This is a genomic window from Halobacillus sp. B29 (genome assembly GCF_052246755.1).
GTDB lineage: Bacteria > Bacillota > Bacilli > Bacillales > Halobacillaceae > Halobacillus > Halobacillus halophilus.
In genome coordinates, this window is record NZ_JBQQCM010000011.1 from 102577 (window position 1) to 120323 (window position 17747).

The 17747-nt window shown below is 42.1% G+C and carries 17 protein-coding genes; 8 read left to right on the forward strand and 9 right to left on the reverse strand.

All coding sequences use genetic code 11. From position 1 onward, the window contains the following. The first annotated feature begins 186 nt into the window (after positions 1-186). The gene (gene abc-f / locus ACTWP7_RS14600) at positions 187-1773 is read left to right on the forward strand and encodes a ribosomal protection-like ABC-F family protein (protein ID WP_443123815.1); all 1587 of its coding nucleotides are present in this window, start codon (positions 187-189) and stop codon (positions 1771-1773) included. 923 nt (positions 1774-2696) lie between these two features. On the opposite strand, the gene ACTWP7_RS14605 is transcribed toward abc-f, so the two are convergent. Both ACTWP7_RS14605 and ACTWP7_RS14610 read right to left on the reverse strand, forming a co-directional pair. Then, a complete protein-coding gene (locus tag ACTWP7_RS14605; RefSeq protein WP_443123816.1) occupies positions 2697-3884 on the reverse strand; it encodes a cation:proton antiporter in 1188 nt (395 codons plus the stop codon). A gap of 253 nt (positions 3885-4137) precedes the next feature. Then, positions 4138-5010 (reverse strand): DMT family transporter, encoded by an 873-nt coding sequence (locus ACTWP7_RS14610; protein WP_443123817.1) that lies wholly within the window; start codon positions 5008-5010, stop codon positions 4138-4140. Positions 5011-5196: 186 nt separating this feature from the next. Here ACTWP7_RS14610 and ACTWP7_RS14615 point away from each other — a divergent pair, with 186 nt between their 5' ends. Further along, positions 5197-5469, forward strand: coding sequence for a hypothetical protein (locus ACTWP7_RS14615; RefSeq protein WP_014642413.1), 273 nt, complete (start codon positions 5197-5199; stop codon positions 5467-5469). Between the two features lie 41 nt (positions 5470-5510). Next, positions 5511-6068, forward strand: a complete 558-nt coding sequence (locus ACTWP7_RS14620) for a GNAT family N-acetyltransferase (RefSeq protein ID WP_443123818.1) — start codon at positions 5511-5513, stop codon at positions 6066-6068. Positions 6069-6104: 36 nt separating this feature from the next. Here the strand turns inward: ACTWP7_RS14620 and ACTWP7_RS14625 are convergent, their stop codons facing one another. Next, positions 6105-7577: a SulP family inorganic anion transporter gene (locus tag ACTWP7_RS14625; protein ID WP_443123819.1), complete on the reverse strand. Its 1473-nt coding sequence runs from the start codon at positions 7575-7577 to the stop codon at positions 6105-6107. A gap of 1034 nt (positions 7578-8611) precedes the next feature. Here ACTWP7_RS14625 and ACTWP7_RS14630 point away from each other — a divergent pair. Together ACTWP7_RS14630 and ACTWP7_RS14635 are read left to right on the forward strand one after the other, a co-directional pair. Next, positions 8612-9031: a universal stress protein gene (locus ACTWP7_RS14630; RefSeq protein WP_443123820.1), complete on the forward strand. Its 420-nt coding sequence runs from the start codon at positions 8612-8614 to the stop codon at positions 9029-9031. Positions 9032-9116: 85 nt separating this feature from the next. Continuing rightward, positions 9117-9323: a zinc ribbon domain-containing protein gene (locus tag ACTWP7_RS14635; RefSeq protein WP_443123821.1), complete on the forward strand. Its 207-nt coding sequence runs from the start codon at positions 9117-9119 to the stop codon at positions 9321-9323. A gap of 60 nt (positions 9324-9383) precedes the next feature. Here ACTWP7_RS14635 and ACTWP7_RS14640 read toward each other — a convergent pair whose 3' ends face one another. From ACTWP7_RS14640 to ACTWP7_RS14650, 3 genes are all read right to left on the reverse strand, one after another. Then, positions 9384-11027 (reverse strand): putative ABC transporter permease subunit, encoded by a 1644-nt coding sequence (locus tag ACTWP7_RS14640; protein WP_443123822.1) that lies wholly within the window; start codon positions 11025-11027, stop codon positions 9384-9386. Next, positions 11020-11742, reverse strand: coding sequence for an ABC transporter ATP-binding protein (locus ACTWP7_RS14645; protein ID WP_443123823.1), 723 nt, complete (start codon positions 11740-11742; stop codon positions 11020-11022). Before ACTWP7_RS14645 ends, ACTWP7_RS14640 begins: the two co-directional genes overlap by 8 nt. A gap of 64 nt (positions 11743-11806) precedes the next feature. Next, on the reverse strand, positions 11807-12310 hold the full coding sequence (locus ACTWP7_RS14650; protein WP_443123824.1) for a GNAT family N-acetyltransferase: 504 nt from the start codon (positions 12308-12310) through the stop codon (positions 11807-11809). A 90-nt stretch (positions 12311-12400) separates the two neighbouring features. Between ACTWP7_RS14650 and ACTWP7_RS14655 the strand changes: the two genes are divergently transcribed. Together ACTWP7_RS14655 and map are read left to right on the forward strand one after the other, a co-directional pair. Further along, complete coding sequence (locus ACTWP7_RS14655) at positions 12401-12955, forward strand: sugar O-acetyltransferase (RefSeq protein WP_443123825.1); 555 nt, start codon at positions 12401-12403, stop codon at positions 12953-12955. 89 nt (positions 12956-13044) lie between these two features. After that, positions 13045-13800: a type I methionyl aminopeptidase gene (gene map / locus ACTWP7_RS14660; protein ID WP_443123826.1), complete on the forward strand. Its 756-nt coding sequence runs from the start codon at positions 13045-13047 to the stop codon at positions 13798-13800. Between the two features lie 965 nt (positions 13801-14765). Here the strand turns inward: map and ACTWP7_RS14665 are convergent. The 3 genes from ACTWP7_RS14665 to ACTWP7_RS14675 form a co-directional block, all read right to left on the reverse strand. Next, positions 14766-14963 (reverse strand): cold-shock protein, encoded by a 198-nt coding sequence (locus ACTWP7_RS14665; RefSeq protein WP_014642423.1) that lies wholly within the window; start codon positions 14961-14963, stop codon positions 14766-14768. 193 nt (positions 14964-15156) lie between these two features. Further along, positions 15157-16014: a hypothetical protein gene (locus ACTWP7_RS14670; RefSeq protein ID WP_443123827.1), complete on the reverse strand. Its 858-nt coding sequence runs from the start codon at positions 16012-16014 to the stop codon at positions 15157-15159. A gap of 21 nt (positions 16015-16035) precedes the next feature. Next, entirely contained in the window at positions 16036-16863 is an 828-nt protein-coding gene (locus ACTWP7_RS14675) for an alpha/beta fold hydrolase (protein ID WP_443123828.1), read from the reverse strand. A 96-nt stretch (positions 16864-16959) separates the two neighbouring features. Between ACTWP7_RS14675 and ACTWP7_RS14680 the strand changes: the two genes are divergently transcribed. Further along, positions 16960-17730, forward strand: coding sequence for a cobalamin-binding protein (locus tag ACTWP7_RS14680; RefSeq protein WP_443123829.1), 771 nt, complete (start codon positions 16960-16962; stop codon positions 17728-17730). Positions 17731-17747 lie beyond the last annotated feature (17 nt).

The following is a 17747-nucleotide window of genomic DNA, read 5'->3' on the forward strand; positions in this document are numbered from 1 at the left end:
GTTTAAAGCGATGAAGTACTAATCCTGTCACTATACGAGTATGTAAATAAGAAATTTTACTCGTTCCAGATACAGGATTAGTCTGTCTTTCTTTAAACGTACGGCTTATGGGCACCTCTATGGTTTTTCGAGGATGGCCGAAGCAGCAGACTAAGACTTCTCTGGAGCGTACAGGGAGGTCTATTTATGTTATTGATGAATGCTAGAAATATTCATTATTCAATCGGTGAACGAACATTGCTGGATATAAAGGAATTAGCTATTCACGAAGGGGAAAAGATCGGTTTAGTCGGAAGGAACGGTCAGGGGAAGACGATGCTCCTCCGCTACTTAACCGGAGAACTGGATATTCTTCCTCAAGTGAAGTGGTACACAGCGTATGACCGATTAGAACAAATTGATAAGGAAATAAAGGAAGATCGTCAAAGCGGTGGTGAACGTACGCTTGCCAAGCTTGACGCTATCTTTCAGGATGCGGCCCGGCTGTTATTTTTAGATGAACCGACGAACGATTTAGACTGGTCTCGGGTGGAAGTGTTAGAGGAGCTGCTGCAGAAGCATCCTGGCGCATGTGTGATCGTCTCTCATGATCGGACGCTCCTCGATCGCACGTGCCATAAAATTTGGGAGCTTGAGAACGGAAAGCTCAGAGAGTTTAATGGTAACTATACCTTTTATCTTCAACAGAAAGACCAGGAACGAGAGCAACAGATGGAAAAGCATATAGAGTACCTTCAGGAAAAGAAACGAATTGAAAGTCGGATTGAGCAAAAACGTACCCAATCCAAAGGGATGAGGAAGCCTCCAAAGCGTATGGGGAATTCTGAATGGCAGCTTGGTAAAAATAAAGCAGCGGCCAGACAAAAGAAAGTGGAGCGAACAGGGAAAATTCTTGAACGCCGCCTGGATCGTTTAGAGCGTGCTGACAAACCGTTTGAATGGGATCAAGTGAAGCTGGAAATAGACCACCTGTCTAAAATCCACAGTAAATATATCTGTCAGTTAAGAGAGGTAAATATCCAGGCTGGAGACAGATTTCTTTTTCACATAGACGATATTTTACTGAAAACAGGTTCAAAAACTGCATTTATAGGCGCAAACGGAGCGGGTAAATCTACTTTTCTAAAGCATTTGCTTGATCATCATAAAGAATTATTTCCAAAAGGAGTTAACACAGAATATTTTCATCAGAATATGGGAGCACTTCCAGAGGAGGAGACGGTTTTAGGTTATGTATCGAAAACGAGTCGTTTAGAAGAGTCCATGATTCGGATTATTCTCGCGAGACTCAGATTTTATGAGCAGGATATCCATAAAAAAATTCATGTATTAAGCGGTGGAGAGCGAGTGAAGCTTGTTCTAGCCAGGATGCTTGTCAGTGAAGCACAGTTGCTTATATTGGATGAACCGACCAATCACTTAGATATAGAAGCAATTGAAGCTTTGGAAAAATTAGTGCAGGATTATCCGGGAACGATTCTGTACGTCATCCATGACCGGACGTTTGTAGAGAAAACAGCGGATCAGTTATGGATCATCGAACAGGAAAAACTGAACTATTTTGATGGAACGTGGCAAGAATGGCAGGAAGCCTTGAATAAACCACAGAAAGCAGATGAAGACGTGTACAATTTGATGACTCTCGAAACTAAACTGTCCGAACTGATTAGTCGATTAAGTATGCCCGGAATGAATGAAGACCGAAAACTCCTCGAAAAGGAATATGAAAACACTTTAGAGCTTTTAAAGAAATTAAAACAAGACACTAGATGAAACTTTTTCATACTTAATAAGCCCTTCTGTTCATGGACAGAAGGGCTTATTATATCTCACACTCATGGTTCACTTCTTATTGTTATTCCTTTTTAGAAGAACAAGTATGAACACGAGAAACATTGCTGCTACACTTATAGCCATAATAATGATTGAAATAAATAAAGAATTCATTCTTCGACCTCCTTATTATTCTTCTTTTAACTTTTTTCCTTTGGAGACTTATTCACTTTTTCTATGGAAGTCCAGAAGAGCTGGATATTCCCCGCCCAGCTTTCAATTTAGAACACATTTTTTGACCCTCTTAAACCTGCCATATTGATTTTAAAGTAAAGCTCCCTTTTCTGTAATACTCAGTTTCGAGATAGTTTGGGTCCGTTACTCTATGTGGAAGAGGGTTGGTGGGTAAATAACTCGCTTTCCTATGGGGGAACGGTGAGCTTCCTCGTTCGTTTCACTCTCTGCGGGATCTCACCTAGTCCCTTCTCCCATGGGAGTCTCGCCATTTCCCCACCAACCCAACTATAATTTTGTGAACGGACCCTTCTTTAGAAGGGTAGGTGTTGGACTTAATCCTTTCTAAATCCAGTGGTATCAGACCATTTCTATCAAAATTTAGAGAAAACAGGAACTCATGGCATGATTTTATCTTTCCTATCCAAGTGATTTATGCCAATGTTTCGAGCCTCTCATTTCAGCAAGGTCCGGAGGGGTATGATGAAGACTCCTGCGGGATAAACATGATCGGTGAGACCCCAGAAGTCGAAGACTGAGGAGGCTCAGCACATGCCCGCGGAAAGCGAATCATCCCCCGCAGGACCTTTCTTCTCATAAAGATATCTCGAAACTGAGTCTTCAAATAATCGGCCCTTTGTTGAGTAAGTCTTGATGAGAAATTATCATTACTTGTCACTAGAGCTCTGTTATTTTAGCAGCCTCTTTGATAATGGGTAAATACCGATGCTTTGGATAATAAGGGAGAGCAGCACGGCTGCAAATGTTAATGAAAGTAAGACATCCGTTCTCTCTCCTCCCTGAGTGGAAAGGCTTAAAATAAGAAAAACAGACATGGTTCCTTTTAAACCCGACCAGCTAAGAAGAAAAGACTTCCGCCAGCCGATTTTCTGCCGCCATTTCGGAAAGACTTGCGTCGTTCCAGCTATGATGATAAAGCGCACAATAATGGAGGCAAGGAAAATCAAAATAGCCAGCCACCAGTAATTAAAGGACAGATGGTCAGCAGATACAATACCAATCAGTAAAAATAATAAAGAAAGAATAGAGATTTCTACAATGCCCCAGAAATTATCGAGCGATTCACGGAAGTGATCTTCCTTAATAGTCCGGCCAAACTCAAAGGAAAGCATAATCCCAGCGAATACCGTAGCTAATACTCCGGATAAATCCAAGAATTCAGCAAGGTTGAAAATGCCATAAGCTACTACAATGCTGAGCATTACCTGATATTCTTTATGATGGGTAAAATGAATAGCTTTACTGAACAGCCAGCCGAATAGTAATCCAACGAAAATGCCACCAAGCGAGACAAGCAGGAACTCTCCTAAAAAGGAGCTGAAAGAAAAGGGCTCATCATTTAGGAAAATTCCTGATACCACAGAGAAGATGACAATGCTGGTGCCGTCATTGATTAAGGATTCTCCTTCAACCACGTCTGCCATCATTTCATCTCCGGAGGACTGCTTTAAAATGGAGGCCACGGATACCGGGTCTGTAGGTGTCAGCATGGCGGCAATTAAGATCGCCCCTGCAAACGACATGGATATAAACGGTGTGCTCATGATAAAAATGATGGAACCTAGCAGAATAACTGTAAGTATAAGGCCAATCGTTGCAAAGAAACCGATAATCCCTCCATTCTCTTTAAGAGCAGAGGGAGGAAAACGATAAGCAGAAATGAACAAAAGACCAGGCAAAAATATGTGGTAAATTAAGTTTTCGGTAACCTCTATAGAGGAAAAGTAGGGAATAAAGAAAAGGCCAATCCCTATCAAAGTCAGAATAGGGGGTACGGGTAGATCTTCTTTCTTCTTATCTATTGTGAAAATGAGGTAGCCAATGAACAATAATACGATATACGGTGTGGTATGCATATAGGGATCCCTCCAAACTACTGCTGCTTAACCTTTGAATAGACCAGAGATGTAATTATTCAAAGTGAAATTTCGCCTTCTCATAAAGAATATTGAACGATCCTGACTTGTTCAAATCTGTATGGATAGCCATTAGTAAAAAATACCACGATAATGGCTTCATTAATCCTTATTTATACAAGTATTGGCGCTGTGGTTAACAAACACTATATAAAAAGACCTTCCTCTTCTGTATAAAAGGAAGGTCTTGCGTTTACGCTTTGGAATGCTGCGCTTTAGCATTTTGATTATTTTTAAGGAACATATAAAAGGATGCTCCGAAGATCGTTACATAGCCGAGAATACTGAGCCAATCAGGCACCTGTCCAAATAGGAAGATACTGATCAGGGCGGAATAAACCACTGTAGAATAGAAAAAGATTGAAATTTCTCTTGCAGGAGCAAATTTGTAAGCTATAGTTAAGCCAAACTGACCTAAAGTAGCGAATCCGCCTGCAGAAAGCAGATAAATCCATTGTTTTACTGACATAGGTTCGTAAAAGGCTATGGTAAAAGGGAGAAGAGATACCGTCGTAAAAAATGAGAAGTAAAAGACAATGGTATAAAATTTCTCTTTATCCCCGAGTACACGCAGCAATGTGTAGGCACCTGCTGCAAAAACGGCTGAGAACACGCCGGCAAGATAGGGAATAAACTCTACAGAAAAGGCTGGCTTAATAATGAAAAGAGTACCGATAAAAGCAATAATAATAGATACGATTTGATACAGCCGTGCTCTTTCCTTCAAAAAGATAGCCGAAAATATAATGAGCAGAAATGGGCTCAGTTTATTCAGCATATCTGCATCGGAAAGGACCAGGTTATCTATTGCGTAAAAAAATAGGACCATTCCAATGGTACCCAAGGCCGAACGGGAAAGAAGAAGCTTTTGGTTTTCTTTTTTTCCGAACAAACGCTCTTTATTATACATCACAAATCCAAAAGCGATGACGGCTGAGACGAGATTCCGAAACAGTGTCTTTTGTACGGTTGGCACATCTCCTGATAATTTCACTAACGCGGCCATCATAGAAAACCCGAAGGCAGATATAAGCAGTAATAGAATTCCTTTATTGCGATCACTCATAATGGTTCCTCCAATTAGGATTAGGTTGTGCAAAATCACCTTTACCATCCTAATATAAAAGATTGTATAAGGAAAGCCATTCACACTCTTCATTCTCCATTAATCGACAAGAATAGACAAGATGATACGAATACACAAGAATCGGGTATAATGAAATAAGAATGGATTTAAGAAAGGAAGATTATTTTGTTTTATTCGCAGCCGATCGTGTGGCAAACCCGGGTCATTAAGGACAATCAACAAGTGTACACAGAGGAACAATCAACATTAGATCTTTATGAATCTGAAGTGATTACTCCGACAGAAACGTATCGGCTGAAAGATATTTTTGATGTCTCTTATAAACCATTTTCGGACAGTTATGGACTGTTGTACTTACACACCATTAAGGGAGTGAAAACGTATATGGTAAAAGAATCTCCTGAAGCGTGGATGGAGGCTTATCATCAATGGAAGTGAAAATTCATACCACATCTTTCATATAATGGAGTGTGAGTCGAATGGAGATTCTTGAAAAAGGAGATCGATTGCACCTAAGAGAAATTGTTCCGGAAGATTGGGAAGCTTTGCACTCATACGCTTCGAATAAAGAGGCATGTAAATTCCAGCCTTGGGGACCAAATAGCGAGCAGGATTCTATTTTTTTCGTTCAACAGGCGATTCGTGATCGGGAGGTTCGCCATCGCAGCCGCTTTGTATTTGCCATTGTAATGAATGAAACTGGAAGCATAGTTGGAAACATTGAAATGAATATTATTGACTGGGATGGTGTGGGTGAGATCGGTTTTATTATACACCCGGAACATTGGGGTAAAGGTTACGCGACAGAAGCTTCTCTTCTCATATTGAAGCATAGCTTTGAAGCCTGTGACCTTCACCGTGTATCAGCCATTTGCAATCCGAACAATGTGGCTTCTCTTTATGTCCTGGAGAAAATAGGAATGGTCAGAGAAGGAGTTTTGCGACAGGATCTTCTTGTAAAAGGAAGCTGGCGGGATTCATGTGTTTACAGCATACTTAAAGATGAATGGGCCGCAAAACATGGCTCTTGTTCATAAAAAAAGTGATTCCCTCAGATGGGAATCACTTTTTTATTAATGGTTGGACACAGAAGCATTCGGTTTATTGTGAACGGCAAGCCGTTTGACTAACTGTGAACTGTCTTTATTCAAGCCAACAATGTGGACATCTTTGTCGTTTTCCCTGAACTTCAGGACCAGTTTATCAATAGCAGCTACGGCTGAATCGTCCCAAATATGAGAATCTGAGAAGTCAATAACCACTTCTTTAGCGTCCGCATTAAAGTCAAAGTGCTTCATAAGATTGTCAATGGAAGCGAAGAAAACTTGTCCACTTACTTGATAGACGAGCCTCTTCGTGCTCTCTTCATAGGCTTCTTCTACGTGTATTTTAGATATCTTAGCTACAAAGAAGATGGCGCTTAAAATAACACCTGCCAGCACACCTTTAGACAAGTCGTGTGTTTTAACCACAGTACCTACGGTGATCACCATAACTACTGTATCTGTAATGGGCACCTTGTGGAATCGAGTAAGAGAGCTCCAGTCAAAGGTTCCAATAGAAACCATGATCATGACACCTACCAGCACCGCCATCGGAATCTGAACCAGTAAATCATTGAAGACGATAATTAAGAGCATCATGAATACTCCTGCGACAAGTGTGGACAAACGTCCACGTCCTCCAGAAGAAACGTTTATGACCGATTGGCCAATCATAGCACATCCAGCCATACCTCCAAACAATCCGGCTACAACATTAGCTGTACCCTGACCGCGTGCTTCTTTGTTTTTGTCACTAACGGTATCGGTCATATCATCTACGATTTGAGCAGTTAATAATGACTCAAGCAAGCCGACAAAAGCTAAAGCAAGGGAGATTGGGAAAATAATTTCCAATGTTTCAAAAGTCAACGGAATGTCAGGCAGCAGGAAGATTGGCAGAGTACTAGATAACTCGCCCATATCTCCGACTGTCTTCAACCCGGTTCCTGTAGTAATAGCAATTACGGTCATGACGATAATGGCCACAAGTGGTGAGGGTACAGACTTTGTAAACTTCGGAAGAATATAAATGATGGCTAACGAACCAGCTACCATCGCGTACATAGCCCAGTTGGCCCCCTCAAAGTGTGTCAGCTGAGAGGTGAAGATCAAAATAGCAAGGGCGTTAACGAAACCAATCATGACAGAGCGTGGTATGAACTTCATAAACTGTCCAACTCTTAAGGCTCCTAAGACAAACTGTAGAATTCCGGTCAAAATAGTAGCTGCAAGCAGATACTCAAGACCATGATCTCTGACGAGGGTAACCATGAGCAAAGCCATGGCCCCTGTGGCCGCTGAAATCATTCCAGGACGGCCGCCCATAAAGGCAATAACGACGGCGATACAGAAGGAAGCGTACAATCCTACCATGGGGTCGACTCCAGCGATGATAGAGAAAGCGATCGCTTCAGGGATGAGTGCCATTGCAACAACCATGCCTGAAAGCGTATCGTTTTTTACGTTTCCAAACCATTGTTCTTTAATTGTTTGTGTGTTCAATTGCGCACCTCTTTCTGTTTATTTTAGAAGCGCACTGTCCGTAACAGTGCTTATATCCGGCAAGAACGAACAGAGTATATCATCTATTAAATGAATTTCATAACTCCATGTAAGCGCATAAATTCGACACATACGTTTATATCCTCTTACATACTCTTATATAGACACCGAAATCATAAAGCGTAAATTTATTACAAAATCTCCTCAGACTATACTACATAGATGTTTTATCATAAAAGGTCCCGTTTGTTGAAGACTTGATTTCGAGATATTTGTTTTGCGGAAGGTCCTCCGGGGGATGATATAGAATTCCGGCCCTGCACGACGCAGGGTCGTTTTTCGTGTTTTCTTTATCTCCGCCAGCCCCAGCTCGTTAGGAAGAACGTTCCCTTCCAGATGAGGAAGGTTCTCCTCCTTAATCCGTATGAAATGCTTTCATGACGGAATATTGCAGGAGGTTACATCTTGAAAACAGGCACAAATCCGCCTGGTGTAATTCCTCATTACGCAGAGTGGTTTCGAGCTTCTGATTAGGCAAGGTGCGGAGGGGGATGATGAAGACTCCTAGGTTAAAAGCGGAAGCACCTTGGTCAGCGTCGTATGGACTGGACTGAGCTGGCGGAGATAAAGAAAACACGAAGAGCGGAGCGATTCGATGTTGCCTTATCGTACAGAAGTGAGGGAAGTCTCACTAGACGCTAGGGGCTGGAGCTGGATAGCTCTCCATATCGTTTATGTTCTGATATTTGATTAAGACTAAAAAAAGAGTAAGAACGGGATAAACATGATCGCTGAGACCCCGGAAGTCGAAGACTTAGGAGGCTCAGCACATGCCCACGGAAAGCGAAATCACCCCCGGAGGACCTTTCCTCTCATAAAATATCTCGAAACTGAGCCTTATAGTAACCGAGCTTTTAGTGAAATAAAACGCTAATTAAGATAGCATATAAATATGAAACATTTCTGTTTGATTTACATGGAATTCGTCATACATGTTAAAATAGCCGCAGATGTTATGAAAACAGGGGGATTCTATGTATAAGAAAATACTATTAGCTGCAGATGGATCAGGACATTCCGTCCGAACAGCTGAACGTGCAGCCGAACTAGCCCGTCTGCAAGGAGATGGTGAAATTACAATCATCTATGTGGTAGACGGTGAACAATCAAAATCCGATGTACTATCAGAAGGCGACAAAGGAATGATCGAACGTCGCCGTCACGAGCGGCTAAATCCAATTGAGCAGATCTTGGAAAGTAAAGGGCTGTCCTATCAGGTAGCTTTAAAACATGGGGAACCAGGCCCTGAGATTGTTAAATTTGCAAACGATGAAGCTTTTGATATTGTGGTAATTGGTAGTCGTGGTTTAAACACTCTACAGGAAATGGTTCTCGGGAGTGTTAGTCACAAAGTGGCGAAGCGAGCCAAATGTCCGGTTATGATTGTCAAATAACAAGGTAATTTCTATGTTAAATAAAACCTCATATCCGCATATATGAATAAATAGAGGAAATATTATTAAAAACAGGAGTGTGTCTATGAGCGAACGAGGTTGTATTAAATGTGGCAGTACAGATGCCGAACAAAATCATGTATCCATGACAGGCTCAGGTCTGTCCAATATATTAGATGTGCAAAATCATCAATTTACGTTGGTCTATTGTAAAAATTGCGGTTACTCTGAATTTTACAATAAAGAGGCCTCTGAAGAAGGCGACGTTTTTGATTACTTCTTTGGCAACTAACCTTTTGGATATTAAAAAGACTTCGACTTGATTTACAGGTCGAAGTCTTTTTTAGATCGTTCAATGGATAGAATAATATCGCTTATCGCTAAGTCGTTTCAAACCCGCATGGCAGGCGGCAATTAGAATAATCAGAAAGGTAAGCAGAACACCCGAAGTTACCCAGATTCCACTGATCGCACTCACATTCCAAAGGATTAAAATAAGGGTACCGAATACCGTTGCTTCGATTGCCAGCATGGCGAGCCCAATAAAACGTCCTTTAAAGACTTCGCGCTCATCGGTCCAGTCAAGCTTAGGACTGTAAAGATCAATGATGAGCCCTCCTATACTGGTAACCCAATTGGTAACTAGCGCAAGAAGCAGCCAAATGATCCAGATCTTAAAGGAAACCTGAACTAGAAATAAAGCCGCGAAGCTGAGAATAGCAATGGTGAGAAGGTTTAACGTAAAAGCTGTTACAATTTTACTTCTAAGAACGGTTTGCGGCGCTATTGGCAGATGAAGATGATTGAACCAGCTTTTTCCATCTCTTGAAATCGAGGAGAACGAGGCGGGGGTCATCCCGACAGCCAGCAAAGTAAAACCAAACAACCCGAGCACAAGTTTCTTTCCATCTAATTGGGTAAGTAAAGAACCAAGGCTTGCTACGGAAGTATTCGATTCCATAAATAAGATGACAAGCAGAAAGACGGGGAAAAAGAGACTCTGCACCACGATTTGCGTAAAGAAGGCAGGGGTGCGGAAAATGATTCTCATCTCTTTCAGCCATAGACTGTATATAATCGGTTTTTGCTTAATCGTCTTATGTATCTTTTTCTCATTAAAATGGCCTCGTGTTCCTCCCGATAATCCAAGCACGCCTTTGAAATAAACCTTCTGGCCGACAGTTAGAAATAAAATGGCAAAACCTATCGATAATCCCAGCATCAGCAGCAGATAAAGAACTCCTGTTAGAGAACCTGGCTGAGTCAGGGCAATCGAACTAAAATAAGCGGTTGGAAAGAAACCGGTAACCAGTTCAAGCAATCCATTCTGTTCCCTGATTAAATCGGCGGTTCCACTACCGTCTCCTCCACTGTCTAACCGGATCACGACATTAATTCCAATGGCAAATATAAAGCCGAACATACCGACAATGATTTTTGTACGGTCTTTATTTTTGGAAATGTTGGCAAAACGCATGAGAAACATAAGCACAATCGAAAGCAGTACAAATGGAATCACTGGTGTAACCGCCCATAGCAAAATAGCGAACAAATAATAAAGCAGCCCAGCACTACTGTGTAATCCGTAAAACAACAGAACCGGCAGTAAAATTAAAGCATTCAACCCGTACAGAGACAAAAAAGGTACGGCAGATTTCCCAAGTACAATCTGATAAGGATGAAAGGGGAGAGCAATAAATGATTCTACGTCCTCCGCAAAGTAAAAGGAGCTTAAAACCGTTCCAATGCTGGTCACAAGAAAAATAACAAACATAAGAATAAAAAATAAAGCGAGAATGACACTTTCGTTTCCAGTTGGGGACAGGGCATTGTAAAGGTTTCCAATTAAACTGTTCAAGGAGAATAAGATTAAGGCACCAAAGGGAATAAGCGCAAGGGCCATAATCACATAGCCGACTTTTTCTGAACTGCTTTTACCCGCCCAGGAGAGCTGCATTTTTACCATGATTTTCATTAATTTCCATGCGTTACTCATTTTCTGTTAGCTCCAGGAATAGTCGTTCCAAATTATCATCATCTTGAAACTGCTGCTTCATCTCTGTCATATTTCCTTGAAATTGTACGTGTCCATGGTTAATAATTGCTACTTCATCACATAATTGCTCGACTACCTCCAGCACGTGTGTGGAGAAAAAGACGATTTTACCTCTTTCGGCGTGTTCTCTCATCATTTCTTTTAAAGTATGAGAAGACTTAGGGTCCAGGCCGGACAAGGGCTCATCTAAAATCCATACATCGGGGTCATGGAGAAGTACGCCACTTACCACAATTTTTTGCCGCATTCCATGGGAGTACGTCTGGATATGATCATCCAGCGCTTCGTAAATACCAAAGCTCCTGGTTAGATATTCGATTTTTTCTTTCCGCTCTTCTTTTGACACTTGAAATACGTCTGCAATGAAATTTAAGTATTCAATCCCTTTCAGACGAAGGAATATATCTGAGCGGTCAGGTACGTACCCGAAAAGATGCTTGGCCTCCATGGGATAATCGGTAATATCCACACCATTGATCGTAATAGAGCCCTCATCAATAGGCAGAATTCCTGTCATCATTTTAATGGTAGTCGATTTCCCTGCACCATTTGGGCCAAGGAAGCCGAAGATTTTCCCGTCAGGTATCGTTAAATTCAGATTTTTCACAGCCTGCTTGCCGTTGAAGCTTTTCGAAATGCTATTTAATTCAATCATACGGTCCACCCTTTACTAAATAATCTGCTTTTTTAAGTACGATATGGATGGATGATAAGTTTCATTACGTTAAGAATAGTTCCATAAGTTCTTCGTCCAGGTAACGATCGGCTATTTTAATAGCCTTGCGTTCTACTCCGTAGGATTGAAATCCAACTTTCTCATAAAGCTTCTTCGCAGGAGTATTGTCCGTAACTACATTTAGGTGAAGCACTTCTAACTGAATGGCTCGGGAAAAATTAATAACTTCCTGTATGATGAGGACAGCTCCGCCTTTCCGTCGGCAGCCTGGACTTACATACATAGCTACAATACTCCCTTTGTGAGAAAACTTAGGATGGCTTTCTTTAACCAGGGTAGCCGTCCCGCAAAGGGTTCCGTCTTCAAATAATCCAAAAGTACGTGAAGAAGGACTGTCCAGCCTCTCCGCTGTTTTAACAAGAGGATCGGGTCTTTGCTTTTCCTGTTCATATGTAGTAATAAAAGCATCAGGGTTTGTTAATAATGCTTCTAACCGCAGTTCATAATAGTCTTCTGCATCTTTTCCATTTAGTTCTCTCACCTGCATGGCAGATCCCTCCTTCGGTTGTTCCAAGTCTAGTTAAAAATTGTGGTAAAGTAAAGGAAGTTGTTCAACATATAATAAGAAGGTGAGTGTATGACAGAAAAGGAAAAAATGCTGGCCGGCGAACTTTATAAATCCTGGGATGAGGAATTGGTTCACGAAAGGGCAAGAGCCAGGCAGATTGTTTATTCTCTCAATCAAACGAAAGATGCAGAAATGCATTACCGAAAGCAATTGATAGAAGACCTATTTGGTACTCTGGAAGGAGAATATGGGATCGAGCCTCCTTTCTTTTGCGATTACGGATACAATATTCACGTAGGGGAAGGGTTTTTCGCCAATTTCAATTGCGTTTTTTTGGATGTCTGTCCTATTCGAATCGGAAAAAGAGTGCTCATTGGTCCGAGTGTGCAGCTTTATACCGCTACTCATCCAATGGACCGTGAATCAAGAGCGAGCGGATTGGAAGCGGGAAAACCCATTACGATAGGCGATGATGTATGGATTGGAGGAAATGCCGTTATCAATCCTGGCGTGACCATCGGGGATAATGTCATTGTTGGTGCTGGAGCGGTCGTAACCAAAGACGTTCCTTCAAACGTTTTTATAGGAGGGAACCCTGCTAAAACGATAAAAGCAATTGAGTAAGTCTCAGGGGTGGTCGAACGGGAATTTTTTCGGTATTATACTATAGGATGCTTAGTTAAACGTTAGAGAGATAAGGAAGGAATGGGTGTATGATTAAACGTAAAAGTAAACGAGAAATAGAATTAATGCAGGAAGCCGGTAAGCTGCTGGCCAACGTTCATAAAGAATTAAGAACATTTATCAAGCCAGGTGTGACCACAATGGAGATTGAAAATTTTGTGGAACGTTATTTAACCAAACATGGAGCGACCGGTGAACAAAAAGGGTATCAGGGTTATGAATTTAATACTTGTGCCTCCATTAATGATGAAGTATGTCACGGCTTCCCACGTCATGAGAAACTCGCTGAAGGAGATATCGTTACCGTGGATATGGTGGTGAACCTCAACGGGGCGCTCGCTGACTCTGCCTGGACGCATGCGGTAGGAAACGTTAGTGAAGAAGCCAGTAAGCTGATGGATGTAACAAAAACATCTCTATATAAAGGTATTGAGCAGGCTATACCTGGGAATCGGATCGGTGATATTGGTCATGCGATTCAATCCTATGCGGAAGGAGAAGGCTACTCTGTCGTCCGCGACTTTACAGGTCACGGGATCGGCGAAGGCATTCATGAAGATCCATATATTCCGCATTTCGGTAATGCTGGAAAAGGTGCTCGTTTGAAAGAAGGAATGGTTATTACGATTGAACCGATGATTAACATCGGCGGCTGGAGCACTAAGATGGATGATAATAACTGGACCGCCCGTACAGTAGATGGATCATTATCTGCACAGTATGAACATACGGTAGCTATCACAAAAGACGGCCCCGTGATTCTAACTAAGCAGGAAGAAGAATAAATAATTGCAGGCAGGAGCTGGATCAGCTCCTGCTTTTTTTATTAGAGGTCTTTACGTATGTTTGATTAGTGCAGCAAGACGAAGATTTCTTATTATAAACATAGGCTCTGTTACACTTTTTTTGATGATTTTTTATTAAATACTTATTAAGCTAAAGGGCCGGATTGTGGAAGACTCAGCTACAAGATATTGGGTGGAGAAGGGGCTCCAGGGAACGGCTCGCTTTCCGTGGGCATGTGGTGAGCTTCCTCAGGCTACGCCTTCCGGGATCTCACCGATCATGTTCATCCCACAGGAGTCTTCGCCGTTCCCTTCCGCCCCTTTGCGTTTATGGAGAGCTCGAAAATCTTTCCATAATCGCCTTCCAATGAACGAGATCCACACTGGTTTTCACGTGTAGGACCACTGTTATAGAAGCATTTGAGGCAGATGCAGCATGGCTCCTTTCTCCTATAGCAGGGTCCGCTCATCAGCTATCGTTCGGGCGGCGAAGGAAACGACGAGACTCCCGTTTAAAAGCGGAAACACCTTGGTCAGCGGCGTATGGACTGGAGGTACAAGGAAGTTCGACTAAGATCGCCACCTCGTGTGGCAACGTCGAACGCCCCTACGTCATGCCGGGCCAAATGTGGAGGTGCCTTGTCCAGCCTCGACAAGCTTAAGAACGACCATGAAAGGAAGGGCTCTTCTTCCTGTCATGGTTGGACTTAAGACCTCGAGAGGCTAGGCACGGAAACTAGCCTGGAGCTGGATAGCACTTCATGCCGTTTAAGCATTGGTTTATGATTCCATCTATCATGAGTGTAAGAACGGGAGAAGGGTCACCCTTTTTTGGCGACGGACCCAAGTTATTTCGAAACTGAGTCTTCAAGTATCGGGGGTTTATCTTAAAAAATTGACAATGAGATGGAAGGAAATTCGACAAAATAAAAAGACTCCCTGTTAGGGGAGTCTTTTTTAGGTATTTATTTACGAACGTTAGAAGCTTGTGGTCCGCGTTGTCCTTCTTCGATTTCGAAAGTTACAACTTGACCTTCTTCTAGAGATTTGAAACCTTCTTCTTGAATAGCAGAGAAGTGAACGAAGACGTCGTCTTGGCCTTCTACTTCGATAAATCCAAAACCTTTTTCTGCATTAAACCATTTTACTGTACCTTCAACCATGTACAAAAACCTCCTGTGTGGAAATATTCCACATTGTATTACTATTCTTGCCCTTCAAGTTCAATCAAGACGACATCTTTGAAACATCTTCTCTTGCATGAATCTGATCGAACAACAATAATTAATCCTAGTATAGCAGATGCCCAATAAGAAAGAAAGCTTTTCAGGAAAAAACTTTCTCCTGACACCCCGGTTACTCCTGAGGCTGAATAATATAGGCGTGGTTTAGTAAGGAAAAAAGGGATCGCTCCACGAAAGTATCCACATCTTCTTTAGGCACGGAAGCTAAATCTCCAACCGTCCGTCCATTATCCAGGAGGTGCTTGACGACGATCCATCCCGTAAAGTTCGCTTCTTTTTCATATCCAGACGCGCCTGTTCCTTTTGTGAAGGAAAAAAGGGCTTCATAGTCTGTCCGACTTAAATGAGGGATGATATTAATCATAATGCGATTGGGCTCCCTGCTGCATTTCTCACGGCTCCACAGGAGTTCTGTTTTTACATTTGCCTGTTTACTCATTAGCTGGCGAGCTGTATGCAAGGCAATGCCTTCCTGAAAGATTAATTGTGCAAGGGTTCTAGTCTGGCTGGGCGCGAGACCAGATTTGCAGCAATGGACGACGCGGACAATTTCCTGAAGCAGCTTGAACTCATTCCATTCTGTTTCGATAGGAAAACAAAGGGTATATTCATGGTCTTGTTCTAAAATGAATGGTTCTGTTTCAAACGTTCCTACGAAAAACAACAGAGTCATCGAAATAGGCTCATCATATTGTAGAGCTTGTTTAACGGGAGTGACTAATTCCTGTAAGTTCACTTCATCCATTTCAAAGTACTTGATCTTATCATAGACGAGAGAATATTTATCCCAGGCATAGTTCAGCATTTCTCTTTCAAATTGGTCTTTCTCATAGCCGGGAGGGACAAAAGTAAATCCGTAATGTTCCTTCCATAATGCATAACGGCGCTCAGGATCAGCATTTTCAAGGGAAGCTTTATCATAAAAAAACAGGAAGCGGTCCAGCATTTGTTTAATTTTTAAATCATCCACGATGATCCTCCTCAATATAGTTTATCGTGACAGAAACTCGAGACGTTTGTTCCAAACCTGCTGGGCGTTTTTACCAATCCAGATCAAATGACTGTCTGCATCTACTTCAAAGATTTCACAATCAGGGGCCCTGGACTTTAATAGGAGAGCATGGGTATAAGGGACACTTTTATCTTTTTGGGAATACATGCCCAGTACAGGAACCTGGATTTTGGATATATCCGTGGTGACGGAATGGTCAATATCAAGGCTGAATCCCTTTCCTGACTGAGAGGTAGCAAGCATGTCATAAATAAACCTGCGATCATTAGGGGAGAGGCGCTCTAAGTATTCTTCAGGATCTTCTGTAGTCATTTCTGAGATCAACTGTTTCATAATAAGGTCCGGGAAGAATTTAAGCATGGTTTTCAAGCTTCCCCACACCATCCGTTCGGCAGGCCCAAATAGAACTCTGGCTTTTTGCTTTACAGCCTCTTCCCATGGTGAAGTAAGAGCAGCTTCCATTATTAATTTAGATACCCTTGACGGATGATTTACCGCTAAAGCAATACCTGTAGGACCAGCTGCCGAGATAGCAATAACTTTAACCGTTTCAATGTTTAAATGATCGAGGATTTCGATAATCGTTTCGGCGAAAATCTCAGGGCTTTTCCCGGTCGAAACCTCAGTGTAGTCGTAGCCGGGACGAGAGACGGTCAGAAGAGAGAAGCCCTCATAAATAAGGCTGCTGTGGGACAAATCAGTCTCTCTGGTGGAATGGCCTCCTTTTAATAGAAGCACGGCAGGGCCGGTTCCTTTATATGTATATTCAACAATTCCTTTGGAAGTATCAAATAGTGTGGCAGTCATTGGGATCATCCCTTTCTTCCTTTTTCATTAATTTAAATATAAGCTATAATAAAAGAAAATGAAACATCAGAGGATTCTGAAAAATGAGGTGGAATTGTGAGGATTGTGTCGATATGTCCCAGTAACACTGAACTTGTAGCCTATCTCGGTCAAACGTCTCTGTTGGTTGGTGTCGACAATTATTCTGATTATCCTGAAGAGGTGAAGGATCTTCCAAAACTTGGTCCTGACCTCTCCATAGATATGGATGCCGTCGAGCAGCTGAAACCGGATCTGGTACTTGCTTCTCTTTCTGTTCCAGGAATGGAGAAGAATATAGAAGGTTTAAAAGAGAGAGGTCTCCGTTATATCATTTTGGATCCGAACAGTTTGAAAGAGATCGCAGAAGATTTAAAGGTAGTTGGAGATAAGCTCGGGATGAAAGAACTCGGGGAAGAAAAAGCAGACGCGTTTCTGAAAGAGATTGATGTGTGCAGGCAGGGAGCGCTCACCTGCGGAGATCAACCTTCTCTGTACTGGGAATGGTGGCCCAAGCCTATTTTTACACCCGGTAAAGCTAACTGGTTAACTGAGATTAGTGAACTGGCCGGAGCACGGAACATCTTCGATACAGAGCCAGAAGCAAGTGTTCAGACGGACTGGGAAAATGTGAAACTGAGGAACCCGGATCACATTTGTATGGTATGGGTTGGGGTGAAGGAAGAGAAAATGAATCCTGACCTGGTTCGGAAACGTCCGGGCTGGTCTGAAATGAAGGCAGTTCAAGAAGATCATATACATGTACTTGAGGAATCTTTATTTTGCCGACCCAGTCCAAGACTGCTGGAAGGATTGAAAAAGTTAACCTCTGTTTTAAGTGAAAAGTAAGGCAGCCCAGTGCCGGG